Below are 20,026 nucleotides of genomic sequence, written 5' to 3'. Positions count from 1 at the left end.
CGGGCGCGGATCTTCCGCACACGACCTCGGTGGCGAACCGGCCGTAAACCGTCGCGCTGCGCGTCGGCGGCGATGTTCAGCCGCCAGAGGCCAGGGCCCTGCCCCACGGTATGTCGGGGAGGCCGTGACGAAGCCGACCAGCCGATCGCCGTGAGTCGGGCTGCCGACGCAGCTTCACCGATGCTTGCGACCACGCGGCAACATCATGATCCATGGAACTTCTACGGTGGCCGCTCCGCGTTGCGACCGCAACGCTGCTGTGCGGACCGCTGCTGGCGCTGTACTGGATGGATCCCTGGGAGCTGGCCTGTCTCGCGGTCACCGGGGTCCTGCACGTCGAGGTGGGACTGCGGCTGTGGCGGGAGCGCCCCGACAACCGCATCGGGCTGCTGCTGGTGGCCTGCGGCCTGGCGTGGCTGCTGGACGCCTGGGGTCGCGTCACCCTGCCCTCCCTGTTCGCCGCCGGCATGATGCTGAGCATCGTGCACGACCCGATGCACCTGCACGCCGGTCTCGTCGTGTCGTCGGGCCGACTGCGGGGACGGTGGGAGCGGCTCATAGCCGCGGCCGGCTACGCCTACTGGCCGGTGCTCGTCGCCGGGGCGCTGGCAGCCGGGACGCTGAGCATCGGTCACCTCCTGCACCTGCGGGCGTTGTCCTATCCGCTGGTCGGCGTGTTCCTCGCCGGGTTGTTCATCGTGCGGTATCGCCAGGCCGACCGCGCCGAACGGCACGTGTACGCCCCGTTCTGGGCCGCGTTGGCAGCCAACGGCCTGTGTACGGCGATGCTCAGCACTGTCACCTACGGCTCCGGGCACTGGCCGACCGCCCTCTACGCCCTCGGTGCGGCGCTGATCCCGGTCGGGGCCGCGCTCAGCATGCACCGCGTCGAGCGCCGCCATCTGCGCCGGGCTCGCGATCGGGAGCGCCGCAGGGTGGAGCGTGACGTGCACGACGGAGTGCAACAGCGGCTGCTCGCCGCCGCCATGATGCTGCGGCAGGACGATCCCGCGCTGGTTGCGCGCGGCGCGTCGGAGGTCGAGCAGGCGATCGCCGATCTGCGTGATCTCGTCCGGGGCATGAACCCGGCGGCCCTGGTGTGCCACGGCCTGTCCGGGGCAGTGGCCGCCATCGCCGAGCGGGCCGCGCTCCCGGTCCTGGTCGACGATCGGGTCAGCCACCTCACGCTGCCCGAACCGGTCGCGGTCGCCGCCTACTTCGTCACCATGGAGGCGGTCACGAACAGTCAGAAGCACGCCCGGGCGGGTCGGGTGTCCGTCACGCTCGCCGCCAGCGGGGGCCGGGTCGAGGTCACCGTCCACGACGACGGGATCGGCGGCGCGCTCGCGGTGCCGGGTGGAGGGCTGCACGGCCTGCGGGAGCGTGTCGAGTCGTGCGGCGGGACCCTGCGGGTGTCGAGCACCCGGGGGCGTGGCACGGCGGTACGCGCCGTCCTGCCCCTCGCGGCGTCATGACCCGGGCCGTCCTGGCCGACGACTCCGTACTGCTGCGCAGCGGCCTGGCGCTGTTGCTTCAGCGGCACGGCATCACCGTCGTGGCTGAGGTTGGCGACGGCGAGCAACTGCTGGCCGCTGTCGCCCAGCACCAGCCGGACATCGCGATCGTCGACATCCGCATGCCGCCAAGTTTCACCGTGGAGGGTGTCCGCGCAGCGCTGGCCGTACGCCGTCGTCACCCCGGTGTCGCCGTGCTGCTGCTGTCCCAGCACCTGGAGCACCGGGAGGCTCTGGCCCTGCTCCAGAAGCCCGGCGGCGGGGTCGGCTATCTGCTCAAGGACAGGATCACCGATGTCGCCAGGTTCCTTCGGGACGTGCGCGAAGTCGCGGCGGCAGGCACGGCGATCGACCCGATCGTGGTCGAGCGGCTGTTGCGCCGCCCTCGCGTGTCAGGTGGCGTCGGCATGCTGTCGCCGCGTGAGCGGGAGATCCTGGCCCGGATGGCGGCAGGCCGGACGAACCTGGGCACCGCCGCCGACCTGCACCTCTCCGAGCGCACCGTCGAGACCCACGTACGCAGCATCTTCGCCAAGCTCGGGCTGGTCGACGAGCCGGACACCCACCGGCGGGTGCTCGCGGTGCTGACCTTCCTGTCGGACTGACCTCGCACCGACGCCAGGCCGACAGCAATGACGCTGGGCCGACATCAATTACGTGCTGGCACTGAGGTGCCCTGACCTTCGGATTCCTACTGTTGATCTCAGTAAGGGCAAGCAATTGAAGGGGGACAACGTGAGGTTCGCAAAGGTGTCGGCCCGCTTCGCGGTGGCGGCGGCCGTGGCAGGCAGCGCGCTGGTCGGTGTGACGCCGGCACAGGCGGCGGTCACCAGCACCGTCGTCTGCGAGGAGACCAAGCAGGTCGAGGAGGCGTCGTACGACGTCAACTCCGGCTGCTGGCTGCAGTACGGCGACCGGGTCCAGATCAGCGCCTACGGGTCGATCTGGTCCGGGGTGTGGCTCACCGGGCAGAACGGGCCACAGGGTTGGACGAACATGGCCGGCGACTCGAAGTTCCCGATGACGAACGCCCGCGCCTTCTCGCTGCTGGCCAAGACCAACGGCAACTACCGTTACGTTGGGACCGGCACGACGTTCACCTACTACGGCTCCGGCAGCCCGCTGTACCTGCGGATCAACGACGACGCGCCGGGCAACGGCAGCGGTGCCTTCACCGCCGAGGTCACGGTCACCCGCGGCTGAGCTGGTCACGTGGCAGGCGGCGGGTGCGGCTCGGCAACGACCGATCCCCGAGCCACACCCGCCGCCTGCCCCGGAGCGGAGCCGTCCGCCACCTACAGCGGATAGGTGCGGGCCACGGCCAGCATCTCCGAGCTGTGCGAGCCCACGATCCCGACGTCCGGCGGGCGTGGCCGGAAGCCGGGCAGGGCGGCCAGGCCGTCGCTGGCGTCCATCGCGCGCAGCGCCACCTGCCCCGCCTTCGGCGCGACGGTCAGCGTCACCTCGACGCCCTCCGGTGGCGGGGCGTGGAAGACCAGGCCGAAGCCCCAGCGGCCCTCCCCGGGCTCCACCGGCACCGCGCGGCCGGCCACCTCGGCCCGCAGCACCGTCGCCGTCGCCGCGTCCACGTGCAGGGTGGTCAGGCGGACCTGGCGCTGGGGGACCAGCCGCAGGCGCAGGGTGCGCTCGGGGCCGGCGGTGGCGTCGGCGAGCACCTCCAGCTTCGGGGCGGGCAGGTTCGCCGCCTGCGCCGGGCCGGCGCGCAGCTCGGCGTCGCCCAGGCCGGGGAAGTCGGTGACCTCGGTCACCCCGTCGACGTAGCCGTCGGTCCAGGGCTGCGGGTCCTCCTCGTGGCTGAGCCAGCGGGCCTGTCCGGTGCCGGCGTCGAGGGCGTACATCAGGTGGGTGGGCGCGGGGTGTGCGGCGTCGAAGCGGTCGACGGCGAACCCGACCCCGGCGAGGACCACGGCCGCCAGCGTGGCGGCGACGGCCGGCAGCGCGCCGAGCCGGCGCGCGCGCAGTGCGACCAGCCCGCGCTGCCCGCCGGCCTGCGGGTGCAGCAGGTCGACCACCGGCAGCGCGGCCAGGCCGAGCAGCACCGCGACCAGCGCCGCTACCCCGCCCATCGCCATGCCGAGCGCCGGGAAGAGCAGGACGACGGTGGGCAGCAGGATCACCACGGCCACCGCCGCGGCCAGGGTCGACGCGACCACCGGCCACGGACCGTCGATCCGCGTGCGCAGCGCGACCAGCCCGGCCAGCGCGCCGGCCAGGGCCGGCAGGGTGACCAGGTACGCCCCGCCGGGCACCAGCACGGCGAGCGGCACCCCGAGCACGGCCAGCCAGCCCAGCCCGCCGATGGCGAGGGCGGCGGGGTCGACCCGGCGGCGGAGCAGCGCGTACCAGGTGAACAGGACGGCGGCGGCGAGCGCCACCACGGCCAGCCGGTACCAGGTCGGCCGGTACGGGTCGAGCAGCTCGGCGTAGCCGGGCCGCAGCGCGCTGACCGCCGCCCAGAGCAGCTGCGCGGCGAGCGGGGCGAGCACGAGCGGCAGCAGCGCCAGCCCGAACCCGGCGGCGAGCCGGCCCCCGGTGACGCGGCCCCGCCGCCGGGCGAGCCAGCCGAGGGCCACCACGGCGGCGAGTGCCAGCAGCGCCAGCGGCAGGACCAGCCAGCCGGGGTAGCGCACCAGCCCGCCCGGGACCGGGAAGTAGGTGGCGTCGTGCCCGGAGTCCAACGCGGTCAGGTCGACCCGGCCGAACTCGCGGGCGAGGCCGAGGGCGTTGTCGCCGTGGTGCTGGAGGCTGGCCCGGTCCATGGCGGCGGGGGTGTCCAGCGGGGTGTGGTAGATTGCCCCGCCGTCGATGTACGCCGAGTTCAGCCCGACGAAGTCGTTGTCGAGGAACGCGGTGAAGTCGGTGTCGTTGGGCAGCGCGCGATAGATCTCGACGGCGAACGAGGTGCCCACGGGGTGCGGCGCGGCCCGGCCGAAGGCGTCCACCAGGGCGGCGTTGTCCCGCGAGGTCTCGAACATGATCACCGGGCCGGTGGAGCCGCGTGCCTCCAGGTTGAGCACCACGCCGCCGTCGGCGGCCAGCGGGTGGCTGGACGCGAACGCCGCCGCCCCGCACAGGCACGCCTCCTCGGCGTCGGTGAGCACGAAGACGATGTCGTTGCGCGGCCGGGGGCCGGCGGCCAGCGCGCGGGCCACCTCCAGGATGGCCGAGGTGCCGGCGGCGTCGTCGTTGCCGCCCGGCCCGGACTGCACCGAGTCGTAGTGCGCGACGAGGAAGACCTTCCCGGTGGGGGCGGTGCCGGGCAGCCGGGCCACCACGTTGCGCACCCGGGCCAGGGTGGCCCCGCCGGCCGCCCCGCTGAGCTGGCCGGCCTCGGGCGCGACGGTGTCCTGCACCTCGGTCTCCAGGCCGAGGCCGCGCAGCACCCCCTCGACGTGCGCGCGGACCTGGTCGTTCGCCGGGCTGCCCGCCACGTGCGTCCGCGCGGCGACGACCTCGACGTGCGCGTACGCCCGGGCGGCGCTGAACTCGCCCGGCGGCGCGTCGGCCGGGCGCGGCGCGGGGGTGCGCAGGTCGAGCAGGGTGCCGGCGCCGACGGCGACGAGCGCGGCGAGCGCCGCCGCGGCGGCGGTCAACCGGCGACGGGGCCGGGCCAGCGCCCGGTCGGCGGGGCGGGTGGGGGGTGCGCCCACGGGGTCTCCTCGAAAACGGGTCTCAGGTGGGCATCATCCTGCACCCCGGCGGCCGTCAGCGGGACTCCCGACGACGGCGGGAGAGCGCACACGTCCGCTTTGCCCCTCGCCGCGTAGTGATCCGACCCATTCCCGCGCATGCGGAGCCCGTCGTGTTGTGTGCGAACGTTGTCTAATACAGGATCAGCAGGGCACTCGGAAGGAGCCCGACATCACCAGCGATCTCCCGCGTCTCGCGGCGGTGACCCGGCCGTACCGGGGGACCGGCCTGGCCGGTTCCTCCGTCGTGCCGTATCCGCACGGCGGCATGGGACGTCATCCCAACCTGCCCCCCGGCGAGCGGCTGCGGGTGCTGCTGGTCGAGGACGACGAGGGCGACGCCTTCCTGGTCGGTGAGCTGCTCGCCGAGACCAACTCGATGATCGACCTGCTGGTGGCGACCAGCCTCAGCGAGGCGCGGCAGCGCGTGATGGGCGTCGACTGCGTCCTGCTCGACCTGGGCCTGCCCGACGCGCAGGGCCTCGACGGGCTGCGTCAGGTGCTGGAGATGTCCAGCGGCGCCGCCGTCTGCGTGCTGACCGGCCGCTCCGACGAGCACCTCGGCATCGTCGCGGTCGCCGAGGGCGCCCAGGACTACCTGGTCAAGGGCCAGGTCGACGGGGTGCTGCTGACCCGGGCGCTGCGCTACGCGGTGGAGCGCAAGCGGGCCGACGAGAACGCCCGGCGGCTGCGTGAGGTCGAGCTGCGCCAGGCCGAGTCCGCCCGCCTCGAACGGGGACTGCTGCCCCAGCCGCTGATGACCACCGACGAGGTCGCGGTGCACACCTTCTACCGGCCCGGCCGGCACGCCGCCCTGATCGGCGGCGACTTCTACGACGTGGTGCAGACCCGACCCGACCGGCTCGACCTGATCGTCGGCGACGTCTGCGGGCACGGCGTGGACGAGGCGGCCCTCGGCGTCGAGCTCCGGGTCGCCTGGCGCGCGCTGATCCTCGCCGGCGTGCCCGACGACGAGGTGCTCCCGGCGCTGGAACAGGTGCTGATGAGCGAGCGCCGGCTCCAGGAGATCTTCGCGACCGTCGCCACCGTGCGGCTGGACCTCGACGCCAACCGGGCCACCGTCCGGCTGGCCGGGCATCCGCCGCCGCTGCTGCTCGCCGGGGGCAAGGTGGTGCCGGTTCCGGCACCCGGCGGCCTGCTGCTCGGCGTACGACCCCGCCGGTCCGTGGCCTACGACCTGGAGTTCGACACCGATGACTGGTCCCTGTTGATGTACACCGACGGCCTGATCGAGGGCCGGATCGGCGAGGGCGACGAGCGCCTCGACGTGCCCGGCCTCAGCGGACTGCTCGCCGACCAGGCGACCCTCGCCGTGCCGCTGGCCGAGCTGCCGGCCTGGCTGGTCGGGCGCGCCGAGCAGATCAACGGCGGTCCGCTCGCCGACGACGTCGCCATGCTGCTGGTCAGCCGGGGCGGTGGCCGGTGACGGGCATCCGCGACTGGACCCTGCGGCAACGGGTCGTCGCGCTGCTCACCGTCGTCGCCTTCCTGCTGATCGGGCTGGCGGGTGGCGCGGTGGCCGTGGCGGCGAAGAACCGGACGCACATCGACGCGATCCTGAACAAGACCGGGCCGCTGCGGGTGCAGGCGCAGGAGGTGCTGAACGCGCTGCTGGACCAGGAGACCGCGGTGCGCGGCTACGCGGTCAGCGGCAACCCGGCCGACCTGGCGCCGTACGACGCCGGGCGGAAGCGGGAGCAGGACCTGGTCGCCTCGATGCAGCGGCTGCTCGGCGACTACCCGGACATCCGGCAGCAACTCCGGGTGGTCGAGGAGCGGGCCGAGGAGTGGCGCCAGGCGGTGGCGGTGCCGGTGGTCACCACGACGCAGCAGAACGGCACCGCCGCGGGGCAGGCGCTCATCACCGACCGGTCCCGGGAGCAGTTCGACGAGGTCCGCGGCGCGCTGGACAGCCTCCAGTTCGAGATCTTCGAGGCCCGGCAGGAGAGCGCCGAGGACGTCAGGCGGACCAGCAACCTGCTGGTCGTCCTGCTGATCGTCGCCGTCGCGGTGGTGATCATCGCCGGCAGCATGCTGCTGGTCTCCCTGGACAGGATGGTGATCCGCCCGCTGACCGGGCTCGCCGACCAGGTCCGCGAGGTGGCCGAGGGCGACTATCAGCACGGCATCGCCGGCGACGGTCCACCCGAGTTCCTCCGGCTCGCCGAGGACGTGGACGCGATGCGGCGCAAGATCGCCAAGGACCTGGCCGAGGTACGGGAGGCCCGGGAGCGGATCGAGTGGGTCAACGGCCAGCTCCAGAAGCAGGCCGAGGAACTCACCCGCTCCAACCGTGACCTGGAGCAGTTCGCGTACGTCGCCTCGCACGACCTCCAGGAGCCGCTGCGCAAGGTGGCCAGCTTCTGCCAGCTCCTCCAGCGCCGTTACGCGGGGCAGCTGGACGAGCGGGCCGACCAGTACATCGCGTTCGCGGTCGACGGCGCGCAGCGGATGCAGCGCCTGATCAACGACCTGCTCGCCTTCTCCCGGATCGGCCGGCTCACCACCGGCTTCACCGAGGTCGACATGAACAAGGTGATGGGCGACGTGGCGGGTCAGACCGAGGCGGCCCGGCAGTACGCCGACGCGGAGCTGACCTGGGACGAACTGCCGGTCATCCGTGGCGAGGAGCCGTTGCTGACCAACCTGCTGGCCAACCTGGTCAGCAACTCGGTCAAGTTCCGCCGCCCCGACGTGCCCCCGAAGGTGCACGTCTCGGCCCGCCTCGTGGGCGACGAGTGGGAGATCAGCTGCCAGGACAACGGCATCGGGATCGAGCCGGAGTTCGCCGACAAGATCTTCGTCATCTTCCAGCGGCTGCACGCCAAGGACGCGTACCCGGGCACCGGGATCGGGCTGGCGATCGTCAAGAAGATCGTGGAATACCACGGCGGCCGGGTCTGGGTGGACACCGACACCGAGGAGGGCACGGCGATCCGCTTCACCCTCCCGGCGCTCCCCGAGGACGTCGAGGCGGCTGCCGCGTCGGCGGAGGAGCCGGCGGCCGGGGAGGCCGTGACCGGGGAGGCCGCGACCGGGGACGGCGACGAGGCCGGCACGGGCGGCACCCCGGAGCAGGCCGGCCGGCGTGCCGACGAGACGGAGACCACGGACGGGCCCGACCGGGCGCCGGAAGGCGGTAGAACGGGTGACATGAGGGAGACGGTGGGATGACCGCGCCGGCGGACGGCAAGAGCCCGATCGAGGTCCTGCTGGTCGAGGACGATCCGGGTGACGTGTTGATGACCCAGGAGGCGTTCGAGGAGCACAAGCTCCGCAACCGGCTGACCGTCGTCTCCGACGGCGCCGAGGCGCTCGCCTACCTGCGGCGGGAGGGCCAGTACGCCGACGTGGTGCAGCCGGACCTGATCCTGCTCGACCTGAACCTGCCCCGCCGCGACGGGCGGGAGGTGCTGGAGGAGATCAAGAAGGACGAGCACCTCTGCCGGATCCCCGTCGTGGTGCTGACGACCTCCCAGGCCGACGAGGACATCCTGCGCAGCTACCAGCTGCACGCCAACGCGTACGTGACCAAGCCGGTGGACTTCGAGCGCTTCATCTCGGTGGTCCGGCAGATCGACGAGTTCTTCGTCAGCGTGGTCAAGCTGCCGCCGCGTGGCTGACACCCTGCTCGACGACGTCGGTGGTCTGCTGCGCGAGACCGCCGACCAGGTCGTGCTTCCGCTCTTCCGCAAGCTCGACGACGCCGACGTCAGCGAGAAGGCGCCGGGCGACCTCGTCACCGTCGCCGACCGTCGCGCCGAAGAGGTGATCTCGGTGGCACTGCGCCGGCTGCGCCCCGGCTCGGTCGTGGTGGGCGAGGAGGCGGTCGCCGACGACCCGGCCCTGCTGGAGCACCTGCGCGGCTCCGGCGACGTCTGGCTGGTCGACCCGGTCGACGGCACCTCGAACTTCGCCGCCGGCCGGCAGCCCTTCGCGCTGATGGTGGCGCTGCTGACCGACGGGGAGCCGGCCGCCGCCTGGGTGCTCGACCCGCTCGCCGGGACGCTGGCCGTCGCACGGGCCGGCGAGGGAACCTGGCTCGACGGCCGGCCGGTGCGGACCGACGAGGGCGCGCCGGCGCTCGACACGCTGCGCGGCGTCGCGATGTCCCGCTTCCTGCCGGCGGCGTCGAGGGCGCGGGTCGAGGCGGGCGGCGAGCGGCTGGGCGAGCTGCTCCCCGGCCAGCACTGCGCCGGCCGGGAATACCTGGACGTGCTCACCGGCGACCAGCAGTTCGTGCTCTTCTGGAGCACCCTGCCGTGGGACCACGCCCCGGGCACCCTGCTGGTCCGGGCGGCGGGCGGGGTCGCCCGGCGCTTCGACGGCACCGACTACCGCCCGGCGGACGAGGGCCACGGCCTCCTGGTCGCCGCGAGCGAGCGGATCTGGGCAGAGGTACGCGAGGCGTTGCTCGGCGGTACGTGACGCCGTCGCGACACCGCGTGGATGTTCGGCCGCCGGGGTGTTCGCGGGCCTGGTCCGCCGTGCTCCGTCCGGTATCCTGACCGCCGGTCTTCGCCAGCAGGCCGCCGACCGGCGCCCGGCGGGGGCCGCCGCCGCGCCGTGTGTTGTCATCCGGGGCCGGCGGCCGACGGAAGGATGCTCTCGTGCGCAGGACCATGCCCGTCGGGCGTCAGGGCCGCCGCCCGCTGATCGCCCTGCCGGCCGGGCGGCGTGCCCGCCGCCCGCTGATCGCCCTGCTCGTCGCCGTGGCGCTGCTCTTCGGCGGCGGCGGTGCCGTGCCGGCGTACGCGGAGCCCAACGAGGGGGGCACCAAGAAGCTGCGGGACGCCCTGGAGGCCACCGCCAAGGCGCACATCGAGGCCAAGGGCAAGCTGGACAACTCCAAGGCCCGGCAGAAGCAGCTGACCGGGCAGCTGGGCGCACTGGAGGCCCGGCTGGTCGAGCTGACCGCGCAGGTCGGTGAGGTGGCCGCCCAGTCCTACCGGCTGGGCCGGCTGACGCCCACGTCGATGCTGCTCAACAGCGCCTCGCCGGAGATGTTCCTGGAGCGGGCGGCCAGCCTCGACCTGATGGCCCAGCGCGACGGCAGGCGGCTGCGCAGCCTGACCGAGGCGCGCGAGCAGGCGCGGCAGGCCAAGATCGGCATCGACACCGAGGTCCGGGAGCAGAAGAAGCAGCTCGCGGTGATGGCGAAGAAGAAGAAGGAGGCCGAGGCGGCGCTCGCGGCGGTCAGCTCGGGCAGCAGCGGCGGCTTCAGCGGCGCCAACTCCTCCTCGGCGAGGCCGGCCCCCCGCAACTCGGACGGCTCCTGGCCGTCGGAGTCCTGCTCCGTGAACGACCCGACCACCTCCGGCTGCATCACTCCGCGCACGCTCAACGCCCTCAAGCAGACCCAGGCCGCCGGCTACAAGCGGCACGTCTCCTGCTTCCGCAGCGGCGGCTCCGGCGAGCACCCCAAGGGTCGGGCCTGCGACTTCTCGGCCGCCACGGGCGGGTTCGAGGACAAGACCGCCACCGGCGGGGACAAGGCGTACGGGGACAGCCTCGCCGCCTGGCACGTGCGCAACGCCAGCCGGCTCGGCGTGCTCTACGTGATCTGGTACCGGCAGATCTGGCACCCCGGCACCGGCTGGCGGGCGTACGGCGGCAGCGGCAGCCCCGCCGCCGACCACACGAACCATGTTCATCTCTCGATGTACTGACCCGACGGCCCAGTTTTCCTGCGTACCATCGCGCGGGTGAGCTCCCCATCCTCCGACGTCACGGTCCCGCCGGCCCGGCCGGCGGCGACGTCCGCCCTGGCCCTGCCCAACGGCCTCGCCGCGTTCCTGGTCTTCTTCTCCAGCGGCGCCGTCCTGGTGCTGGAGACCGTCGCGCTGCGGTTGGTCGGGCCGTACGTCGGGGTGACCCTCCAGGTGACCAGTTCGGTCATCGGGATCGCCCTGGCCGCGATCGCCTACGGGGCGTGGACGGGCGGCTGGCTGGCCGACCGGCGCAACCCGCGGGCCCTGCTGGCCCCGGCGCTGGTGCTGGCCGGCATCGCCACCGCGGTCACCCTGCCCGTCGTCCGGTACGCCGGTGAGGTGCTGCGCGGCGGGGCGGCCTCGGCCATCCTGCTGCTCGTCGCGCTCGCCGTCTTCGTGCCGGCGGCCCTGCTCGCCGCGGTCACCCCGCTGGTGGTCAAGCTCCAGCTCGCCGACCTGCGGCGCACCGGCCAGGTGGTCGGCCGGCTCTCCGGCATCGGCACGCTGGGCGGGATCACGGCCACCCTGGGTACCGGGTTCGTGCTGGTGGCCGCGCTGCCCAGCACGGTCATCCTGTTCGCCCTGGCGGCCGCGCTCGGGCTCACCGGGCTCGGCCTCGGGGTGTGGCTGCGCCGCCAGGACGCCGCGGGGCTGCCCGGCCCCGCTCGCGCCAAGGCCGCCCTGGCGGTGCTCGGCCTCGTCGGCGCCGGGCTGACCACGGTCGCCCCGAACCCCTGCGACATCGAGACCGCCTACCACTGCGCCAGCGTGGAGGCCGACCCCGGCCGCGACTCCGGCCGCACCCTGCTGCTCAACTCGGCCCAGCACTCGTACGTGGACCTCGCCGACCCCACCCACCTGGAGTACGCGTACACCCGGTGGATCGGGGCGGTGGCCGACGTGGTCGCCCCGAAGGGGCAGCGGCTCGACGCGCTGCACCTGGGCGGCGGCGGGTTCACGGTGCCCCGCTACCTGACCGCCACCCGGCCGGGCACGGACAACGTCGTGTTCGAGATCGACGGCGGGCTGGTGGAGCTGGGCGAGCGTCAGCTCGGCGTACGCCAGGGGCCGGACCTGAGGGCGGTGGTGGGTGACGCCCGGATGCTGGTCGCCGGGGAGGCCACCGACAGCCGCGACCTCGTGGTCGGCGACGCGTTCGGGCACCTGGTGGTGCCCTGGCACCTCGCCACCCGGGAGATGGCAGCCGAGGTCCGCCGGGTGACCCGCCCGGGCGGCGTCTACGTGCAGAACGTCATCGACTACCCGCCGCTGCGCTTCATCCGCAGCGAGCTGGCCACCGTCGCCGCCGAGTTCCGGCACGTCGCGCTGATCGCCCCGGCGGCGGCGCTCGCCGGGCGGGAGGGCTCGAACTTCCTCATCGTCGCCTCCGACGCCCCGCTGCCGCTGGCGGCGACCCGCGCCCGGCTGGCCGAGCTGCGGGAGGACGTCAGCCTGCTGGCGGGCGCCGACCTCACCGCGTTCGTCGGCGAGGCGCTGGTGCTGACCGACGACTACGCGCCCGTGGACCAGCTCCTCGCCACCGCCTGAACGGGTGAATCGCTGACCGATTCCGACCGTCGAGGTGTAGCCGGGGCGCTGGAGGGCAACAACGACTCCCATGGGTGGAGCAATCCGGGACGGCGCACAACTGCTGGGTGAGCGGTACCGGCTGATCGAGCAGCTCGGGGCGGGCGGGATGTCCGTCGTCTGGCGCGGCTACGACGAGGTGCTCGGCCGGCAGGTGGCGGTCAAGGTGCTCGCGTCGCGGCTGGCCGCCGACCGCGCGTTCCGGCACCGCATCCGGATCGAGGCGCAGGCCGCCGCCCGGCTGTGCCACCCCAACATCACCAACGTCTACGACTACGGCGAGTCCGAGCAGGTCGGCCTGACCGTGCCGTACGTCGTCATGGAGCTGGTCGACGGCGAGTCGCTGACCGGCCGGCTGCGCCGGGGCAGCCTGCCCTGGCGGGAGGCGGTGACGATCGGCGCGGAGGTCACCTCGGCGCTGGCCACCGCGCACGCCCGGGGCGTGGTGCACCGCGACGTCACCCCGGGCAACGTCATGCTGACCGTCACCGGCGTGAAGGTGGTCGACTTCGGCATCTCCGCCCTGGTGGGGGAGAAGGAGAAGGGGCCGGACGGCACCCTGCTCGGCACGCCCGCCTACCTCGCCCCGGAGCGGCTCGACAACGGTCAGGTCTCCCCGGCCACCGACGTGTACGCGGTCGGCCTGCTGCTCTACCGGATGCTCACCGGCCGGCTGCCCTGGCAGGCGAGCACCACCACCCAGATGCTGCGCGCGCACATGTACAACGACCCGGAGCCGATGCCGCCGGTGCCGGGGCTGCCCGACGAGGTGCGCGAGCTGGTGGGCCGCTGCCTGGCCAAGCGCCCCGGGGAACGCCCCGCCACCACCGAGGTCGCGCGGACGCTCGCCGAGGCCGCCGGCATGATCGCCCCGGTGCCGGTCTCCCCGGCGGGGCCCGTGGACGAGGCCGCGCTGGCCGCCGCCGGCACCACGATCCTGCCCTGGTCCGCCGCGACCGACGCGCTGCCGTTCTCGCGTACGCGCAACCGGCGCGCGGCGACCCGGCGCCGGCGGATCGAGGCTGGGGTGGCCGCCGCCGGGCTGGTGGCGGTGACCGCGGGGCTGTGGGGCTTCACCTCCCGCAGCCCGGCCAGCGGCGGCATCGACCAGCCGACGGAGGCGCGGATGGGGGCGGAGGCGCCGCCGTCCTGCCGGGTCGCGTACACGCTGAACAAGGACTCCGGCAAGGACTTCGCCGCCGAGCTGACCCTGACCAACACCGGCCGGCGGGAGCTGCGCGACTGGCGGCTGAGCTTCACCTTCCCGGGCCAGCAGACGGTGACGAAGGCGGCGCCGGTCGCGGTGCGCCAGCAGGGGCAGACGGTGCTCGTGGAGCCCGCCCCGGAACGCGCCGCGCTGGCCTCCGGCGCGTCGGAGAAGCTGACCCTGACCGGCCGCCACACCGGCGTCAACCCGCTGCCGCTGGAGTTCCGCCTCGGCGACGAGTCCTGCGCGGCGCAGGTCGCCGGGGTGGCCGGCGCGGCACCCGCCGTCGCACCCACCAAGGCGCCCGCCACCAGGGCTCCGGCCGCCAGGACCCCGGCGAAGAAGGCCGGCACGTCCGCCGGGAGTTCGGGCGGCAGCTCCGGCGGGTCGAAGGCCAAGTCCGACAACTCCGGCAAGGGCAAGGGGTCGGGTGGTGGAAAAAAAGTAAGCCAGGAAACGGAAAGGGAAAGGGACGAGGACGGTGACGACGGTGACGACGACTGAGCCCGCCGGGGTCAGCTGAGCTCCGCGAACCGCTGCACCTGCTCGATGTCCCCCTCGACGATCAGCATGCTGCCCGGGGCGATCACGGTGGCGTCCGTGGCGTACCGGAAGCGCTCCCCGGGCAGCTTCACGCCCACCACCCGCACCGCGTGGCGCTCGGTGGGCGTCAGTTCCGCAAGCGGCCGACCGACCATCGACTCCGGGGTGCACACCTTGGCGATGGCGAAGTCGTCGCCGAACTCGATGAAGTCGAGCATCCTGCTGACGATGAGGTGGGCCACCCGCTCGCCGGTCTCCGCCTCGGGAAAGATCACGTGGTGCGCGCCGACCGAGTCCAGGATCTTGGCGTGCTTCGTCGAGGTGGCCCGGGCCCAGATCTGCGGTACGCCCAGCTCGGCCAGCGCCAGCACCGTCAGCACGCTCGCCTCCAGCGAGGCGCCGATGGCGACCACCGCCCGGCCGAAGTCCGCCACGCCGAGCTGACGCAGCGACCCTTCCTCGGTGGCGTCGGCCTGCACGACGCGGTCGAGCCGCGCCGACCACCGCTGCACCTGGTCCGCGTTGCGGTCGATGGCCAGCACCTCGTGATTCAGCGCGGTCAGCGCGCCGGACAGGTGGCACCCGAACCGGCCCAGTCCGATCACCACGACGCTGCCCTCGTCCGTCTTCTTCCTAGCCGACAATGGGTTGCTCCTCCGCGTAGCGGTACAGCCGCCGGCGGGTGTTCAGGGCGAGCGCCGACCCGAGGGTCAGCGGCCCGATCCGGCCGACGAACATGAGGATGATCAGGGCGAGCTGCCCGTTCTCCGGCAGCGACGTGGCGACCCCGACGCTGAGACCGGTGGTGGTGAGCGCCGAGGTCACCTCGAACAGCGCCGCGTAGAAGGGCAGCCCCTCGGTGATGAAGATCAGCAGCACCGTGCCCGCGGCCACCAGCGCGACGCTGAGCAGGGCGACGGTGATGGCCTGCCGCTGGCTGGCGGTGGCCACCCGGCGGTGCCCGACCGTCACGTCCGGCTCTCCCCGCAGCTCCGCCCACATGACGAAGGCGAGCAGGAAGAAGGTGGTCACCTTGATCCCGCCGGCAGTGCTGGCGCTGCCGCCGCCGATGAACATCAGCGCGATGACCAGGGGATAGCTCTCCTCCTCCAGGCCGTCCACGTCGACGACGTTGAAGCCGCCGGTGCGGATGAACGCGTTCTGGGCGAACGCGACCAGGAGCTTGTCCGGCCACGCGTAGATGCCCAGGGTGCGCGGGTTGGCCCACTCGATGACCAGCAGACCGGAAAAGCCCACCACCAGCAGCGTCAGGCTGCCCCAGACGGTCAGCTTGGTGGCGATCGCCCACCGGCTCGGCTGTCGCCACTCCCGGACCGCCTCGAACAACGCCGGGAAGCCGAGCCCGCCGACGATGGTGCCGACCGAGAGCGGCACCGTCACCCAGGCGTCGGTGGAGAAGGCGATCAGGCTGTCGGTGTAGAGGGCGAATCCGCCGTTGTTGAAGGCCTGGACGGCGTGGAAGACGCCGCTCCAGAGGGCCCGGCCGAACGGGTAGTCGTAGGTGATCCACAGCCGGGCGGTCAGGACCGCGGTGATGGCCGCCTCGCAGACCAGCGCGAGGCCGGCGATGCGCAGCAGCAGCCGGCGTACGTCGCCGATGCCGAACTCGGCCGTCTCGGCCTGCACCAGCAGCCGGCTGCGCAGCCCCAGCCGCCGGGCCACCACGAGGATCACCAGGGTCGCACCGGTCACGATGCCGAGGCCACCGACCTGGGTGAGCACGGTGATCATCACGCGACCGAACTCGTTCCAGTAGTTCGGGGTGTCCACCACCGACATCCCGGTCACCGAGACCGCCGAGGTGGCGGTGAACAGGGCGGTAATGAACGGGGTGTGCCGGTGCTCGCTGGTGGCCCAGGGCAGCATCAGCAGCACGGTGCCGACCAGGATCGTCACCAGGAAGCCGAGCGGCACGAGCCGCACGGGGTGACGAAGAAGCCGGCGCACCAGACAATCTTCCTTTTCCGCCGTGATTCCGGTGTGGAAACCCGCATCCCGAGGGTTCACCCGCCGGCCAGGCGCCGACCAACTCGCCGTCAATCCGGGCCTGTCTGCTGAGGCGGATTCCTCGACGACAAGGAGACGGCGTTGCGACGTACCCTTTCCGCCCTCGGTGTTGCCGGCGCCCTGCTCGCGGCGGCCGTGGCCGTGCCGACGGTGACCGCCTCGGCCGCCCCGGCGCCCGCCGCCGAGCGGGCCCGGGCGACGGACCGACCCCTCGTGATCGCCCACCGGGGCGCCAGCGGCTACCGGCCCGAGCACACCCTGGAGGCCTACCGGCTGGCGATCCGGCAGGGCGCGGACTACATCGAGCCGGACCTGGTCGCCACCCGCGACGGCGCGCTGGTCGCGCGGCACGAGAACGAGATCAGCGGTACGACCGACGTGGCCGCCCGCCCCGAGTTCGCCGCGCGCAGGGCCACGAAGAGCATCGACGGCGTCACGGTCACCGGCTGGTTCACCGAGGACTTCACCCTCGCCGAGCTGCGGACGCTGCGGGCCAAGGAGCGGCTGCCCCAGGTGCGCGTCGCCAACACCGCCTTCGACGGCCGGTTCCAGGTGCCCACCCTCCAGGAGGTCGTCGACCTGGCCCGGGCCGAGGGGCGGGCACGGGGCCGGACCATCGGCGTCTACCCGGAGACCAAGCACCCGACCTACTTCGCGTCCATCGGGCTGCCGCTGGAGGAGCCGCTGGTCGAGGTGCTGCGGCGCAACGGGCTGACCCACCGGCACTCCCCGGTGATCATCCAGTCGTTCGAGACGGCGAACCTCCGCAAGCTGGACCGGATGATCGACGTCAAGCTCGCGCAGCTCCTCGACGCCACCGGCCGCCCGTACGACTTCACCGCCGCCGGCGACGCCCGCACCTACCAGGATCTGGCGAAGCCGGCCGGCCTGAAGTGGATCGCCTCGTACGCCGACGGGGTCGGGGCGCACAAGAACCTGATCGTCCCGCGGGACGCCGCCGGCAAGCTGCTCGCCCCGACCACCCTGGTCCGGGACGCGCACCGGCAGCGGCTGATCGTGCACGCCTGGACGTTCCGGGCGGAGAACCAGTTCCTGCCGGCCGACCTGCGGATCGGCACCGACCCGAACGCCCGTGGCGACATCCAGGCCGAGTACGAGCTGTTCCTCGGCCTCGGCCTGGACGGCGTCTTCACCGACCACCCGGACACCGCCGTCGCCGCCCGGGAGGGTCTCGCCCGGCGCTGACCTCCCGCCGCCCTCGCCGGCCCGTCGCCCCCTGTCACGGGGCGGCGGGCCGGTGCCGCAACCCGGATCGCCGCCCGGGGGGTGGCGGCGGACGTGACGGACGTGCCGGGCCGTGAGCACGGCGTGCCCCGCCTCGCGCCTGTCGAGCTGATGTCGCAGGCGATCCAGCGGGGACGGGCGGACGCGCGGACGAGGTCGGGGGCGGCTCCCTGAGGAACCGCCCCCGTCACCCGGGTCGTTCGCACGACGCCGTCGCCAACGTGTGGCCGACGGGTCAGCCGGTGGTGTTCCGCCTGCGGTGCGTGACGAGGAAGAAGGCCCCGAGGGCGACCGCGACCAGGCCGAGCGCGGTGATCGGGAGCAGGCTGCCGGTGCCCGAGACACCGGTGATGGGCAGCTCGCTCCTGGTCGGCGAGGCCGTCGGGCTGGCTGTGGGGCTGGCCGTGGGGCTGACGGTCGGGCTGGCCGTCGGGCTGGCCGTCGGGCTGCCGGTGGGGCTGGCCGTCGGGCTGGGGCTCGCCGCGCAGGCGTTTGAGAGCACGAACTGCAACCCTGGCTCCGGCTCGCCGGTGACCACCGCGGTGGCGCTGACGAGCGTCCACCCCTCGGGCACGATCACCCAGGCCTTGCTGGTGCCCTGCCGCACGATCGCGCTGTCGTCGCCGGGGATCGTGATCGTGGCGGTGCCGTCGTCCGGGATGTCGAACGTGGCGGTCACGGAGAGGAAGTCACGCTCGACGTCGGGGAGGTTGAAGACAAAGACGTCGCGGTCCTCGTACGGCCCTCCGCCCAGCTCCTCGTCGCACATCTGCGAGGCCTCGGCCGCCGTCGTCGGCACGTTGCCCGGGTTGATGCTGATCGGCGTACCCGGCTGCGGCTGCGGTTGCGCCTGGGCGGTCCCGGCGGCGCCGAGGAGCATCGCGCCGGCCGCCGCCCCCACGGCGACCAGCCGAACGAGTCGAACTCTCACTTTCGTCCCCCATGCGAGTTTTATACGGTTGATGGGCTTTCCGATCGAGGCTAAGCCACCGATTCCCGCCGACTTATCCCTTTCGCGATATTCGGAAGGCTCATCCGTCGCGGTGTCCGGGCCCGACACATGAGGGGATTCGCCGATGGCAGGGGCCGCCACCGGCATCCCGCGCTCCCCGCGCCGCGTGCCGACCGCTGGTACGGGTGACCACCCCACCCCTGTTACTTGTGTGTTTCGACCACATAGCCCGTGGGTGACGTCACTTCTAGCGTGAGCCGTCATATGAGTTCCCTACCTCCGAGTCCTCACGTGGAGTCGCAATGACGGTCCGGACGACGCGGCGGGTGTTCCTCTCCGCCGCCACGATGATGGCCGCGGCGCTCGCCGCCACGGCCTGTGGCAGCCCGCAGGACACCGCCTCCGGTGGCGGCGACAGCGCCGCCCCGGTGAAGGTTGGCCTGGTCTACTCCCAGTCGGGAGCCCTCGCCAGCTACGGCAAGCAGTACATCGAGGGCTTCAGGGCCGGCCTCGACTTCGCCACCAAGGGCACCAACAAGGTGGGCGACCGCGCCGTCGAGGTCACCGAGGTCGACGACGCGGGCGACCCGGCCAAGGCGGTCTCCGCCGCCAAGGACCTGATCGGCAAGGGCAACAAGATCATCGCAGGCTCGACCGCCTCCGGTGTGGCCCTCCAGGTCGCCCCGATCGCCGCGCAGAACAAGGTCCTCTTCATCTCCGGGCCCGCCGCCACCGACGCGGTGACCGGCGCGAACAAGTACACGTTCCGGTCCGGGCGGCAGTCGTACCAGGACGTGGTCACCGCCAAGTCGTTCATCGGCGACCCGGCCGGCAAGAAGGTCGTGGTGTTCGCCCAGGACGGCGCCTTCGGCGACGCCAACGAGGCGGCAGTGAAGGCCGTCATCGGCGGCGCGGGCGCGGCCGTCAGCAGCGTCCGGGCGCCGGCCAGCGCCACCGAGTTCACCCCGTTCGCCAGCCAGATCAAGTCCGCCAAGCCCGACCTGCTCTTCGTCGCCTGGGCCGGCACCACCGCCCCCGCCATGTGGCAGACGCTCGACCAGCAGGGCGTGCTCTCCTCCACCACCGTCGTCACCGGCCTGGACATCCGCGCCTCGTGGCCGACCTTCGGTGCCGCCGGCAGCAAGATCTCCTTCCTGTCGCACTACTTCGACGGGGCCTCCGACAACGAGGCCGTGCAGGCGCTGAAGGCCAAGGTCGGCACCGTCGACCTGTTCCACCCGGACGGCTTCGCCGCCGCGCAGATGGTGGTCCGCGCCATCTCCGAGGGCGGCGACGACGTCGAAAAGATGGTCAAGGCGCTGGAGGGCTGGAGCTTCGACGGGGTCAAGGGCAAGATGACCATCCGCGCCGAGGACCACGCGCTGCTCCAGCCGATGTTCCAGGCCAAGCTGACCGGCAGCGGCACCGCGTTCACGGCCACCGCCCAGAAGGCGCTGACCGGGGACGAGTCCGCGCCGCCGGCCGTGGCGATGAAGGGCTGACACCGG

16 protein-coding genes are annotated in these 20,026 nt (G+C 73.0%); 12 read left to right on the top strand and 4 right to left on the bottom strand.

Annotated elements, in window-relative coordinates; all coding sequences use genetic code 11:
• Positions 1-212 precede the first annotated feature (212 nt).
• The 3 genes from AB0G08_RS04515 to AB0G08_RS04505 all read left to right on the top strand — a co-directional run bounded on the left by AB0G08_RS04515 (position 213) and on the right by AB0G08_RS04505 (position 2,717).
• Complete coding sequence (locus AB0G08_RS04515) at positions 213-1,475, top strand: ATP-binding protein (protein ID WP_358083014.1); 1,263 nt, start codon at positions 213-215, stop codon at positions 1,473-1,475.
• Positions 1,472-2,119: a response regulator transcription factor gene (locus tag AB0G08_RS04510; protein ID WP_358083011.1), complete on the top strand. Its 648-nt coding sequence runs from the start codon at positions 1,472-1,474 to the stop codon at positions 2,117-2,119. The genes AB0G08_RS04515 and AB0G08_RS04510 overlap by 4 nt, the downstream gene beginning before the upstream one ends.
• Positions 2,120-2,249: 130 nt before the next feature.
• Positions 2,250-2,717 carry a hypothetical protein gene (locus AB0G08_RS04505; RefSeq protein WP_358083008.1) on the top strand — a complete coding sequence of 156 codons (468 nt, stop codon included), beginning with the start codon at positions 2,250-2,252 and terminating at the stop codon, positions 2,715-2,717.
• Between the two features lie 92 nt (positions 2,718-2,809).
• Here the strand turns inward: AB0G08_RS04505 and AB0G08_RS04500 are convergent, their stop codons facing one another.
• On the bottom strand, positions 2,810-5,185 hold the full coding sequence (locus AB0G08_RS04500; protein ID WP_358083005.1) for a M28 family peptidase: 2,376 nt from the start codon (positions 5,183-5,185) through the stop codon (positions 2,810-2,812).
• A gap of 307 nt (positions 5,186-5,492) precedes the next feature.
• On the opposite strand from AB0G08_RS04500, the gene AB0G08_RS04495 reads away from it, so the two are divergent.
• The 7 genes from AB0G08_RS04495 to AB0G08_RS04465 all read left to right on the top strand — a co-directional run bounded on the left by AB0G08_RS04495 (position 5,493) and on the right by AB0G08_RS04465 (position 14,254).
• On the top strand, positions 5,493-6,671 hold the full coding sequence (locus tag AB0G08_RS04495; protein WP_358083002.1) for a fused response regulator/phosphatase: 1,179 nt from the start codon (positions 5,493-5,495) through the stop codon (positions 6,669-6,671).
• On the top strand, positions 6,668-8,419 hold the full coding sequence (locus AB0G08_RS04490; protein WP_358082998.1) for an ATP-binding protein: 1,752 nt from the start codon (positions 6,668-6,670) through the stop codon (positions 8,417-8,419). The genes AB0G08_RS04495 and AB0G08_RS04490 overlap by 4 nt, the downstream gene beginning before the upstream one ends.
• Entirely contained in the window at positions 8,416-8,868 is a 453-nt protein-coding gene (locus AB0G08_RS04485; protein ID WP_358082995.1) for a response regulator, read from the top strand. Before AB0G08_RS04490 ends, AB0G08_RS04485 begins: the two co-directional genes overlap by 4 nt.
• Complete coding sequence (locus AB0G08_RS04480) at positions 8,861-9,673, top strand: inositol monophosphatase family protein (protein WP_358082992.1); 813 nt, start codon at positions 8,861-8,863, stop codon at positions 9,671-9,673. Before AB0G08_RS04485 ends, AB0G08_RS04480 begins: the two co-directional genes overlap by 8 nt.
• Before the next feature lie 194 nt (positions 9,674-9,867).
• Positions 9,868-10,914, top strand: a complete 1,047-nt coding sequence (locus AB0G08_RS04475) for a hypothetical protein (protein WP_358083554.1) — start codon at positions 9,868-9,870, stop codon at positions 10,912-10,914.
• A gap of 36 nt (positions 10,915-10,950) precedes the next feature.
• The gene (locus tag AB0G08_RS04470) at positions 10,951-12,504 is read left to right on the top strand and encodes a fused MFS/spermidine synthase (RefSeq protein ID WP_358082989.1); all 1,554 of its coding nucleotides are present in this window, start codon (positions 10,951-10,953) and stop codon (positions 12,502-12,504) included.
• Between the two features lie 70 nt (positions 12,505-12,574).
• Positions 12,575-14,254 (top strand): serine/threonine-protein kinase, encoded by a 1,680-nt coding sequence (locus AB0G08_RS04465; protein WP_358082987.1) that lies wholly within the window; start codon positions 12,575-12,577, stop codon positions 14,252-14,254.
• An 11-nt stretch (positions 14,255-14,265) separates the two neighbouring features.
• Here the strand turns inward: AB0G08_RS04465 and AB0G08_RS04460 are convergent, their stop codons facing one another.
• A complete protein-coding gene (locus tag AB0G08_RS04460) occupies positions 14,266-14,937 on the bottom strand; it encodes a TrkA family potassium uptake protein (RefSeq protein ID WP_358082984.1) in 672 nt (223 codons plus the stop codon).
• Complete coding sequence (locus AB0G08_RS04455; protein WP_358082981.1) at positions 14,927-16,261, bottom strand: potassium transporter TrkG; 1,335 nt, start codon at positions 16,259-16,261, stop codon at positions 14,927-14,929. Before AB0G08_RS04455 ends, AB0G08_RS04460 begins: the two co-directional genes overlap by 11 nt.
• Positions 16,262-16,402: 141 nt before the next feature.
• Between AB0G08_RS04455 and AB0G08_RS04450 the strand changes: the two genes are divergently transcribed.
• On the top strand, positions 16,403-17,527 hold the full coding sequence (locus AB0G08_RS04450; RefSeq protein ID WP_358082978.1) for a glycerophosphodiester phosphodiesterase: 1,125 nt from the start codon (positions 16,403-16,405) through the stop codon (positions 17,525-17,527).
• Positions 17,528-17,801: 274 nt separating this feature from the next.
• Here the strand turns inward: AB0G08_RS04450 and AB0G08_RS04445 are convergent, their stop codons facing one another.
• Positions 17,802-18,497: a hypothetical protein gene (locus tag AB0G08_RS04445; protein WP_358082976.1), complete on the bottom strand. Its 696-nt coding sequence runs from the start codon at positions 18,495-18,497 to the stop codon at positions 17,802-17,804.
• 323 nt (positions 18,498-18,820) lie between these two features.
• Between AB0G08_RS04445 and AB0G08_RS04440 the strand changes: the two genes are divergently transcribed.
• Positions 18,821-20,020 carry a substrate-binding domain-containing protein gene (locus AB0G08_RS04440; protein WP_358082974.1) on the top strand — a complete coding sequence of 400 codons (1,200 nt, stop codon included), beginning with the start codon at positions 18,821-18,823 and terminating at the stop codon, positions 20,018-20,020.
• The last annotated feature ends 6 nt before the right edge of the window (positions 20,021-20,026 follow it).

Source organism: Micromonospora sp. NPDC023644 (assembly GCF_040640115.1).
Classification (GTDB): Bacteria; Actinomycetota; Actinomycetes; order Mycobacteriales; family Micromonosporaceae; genus Micromonospora.
Note: the sequence above shows the minus strand (reverse complement) of the source record. Positions and strands in the feature narration are given on the sequence as shown.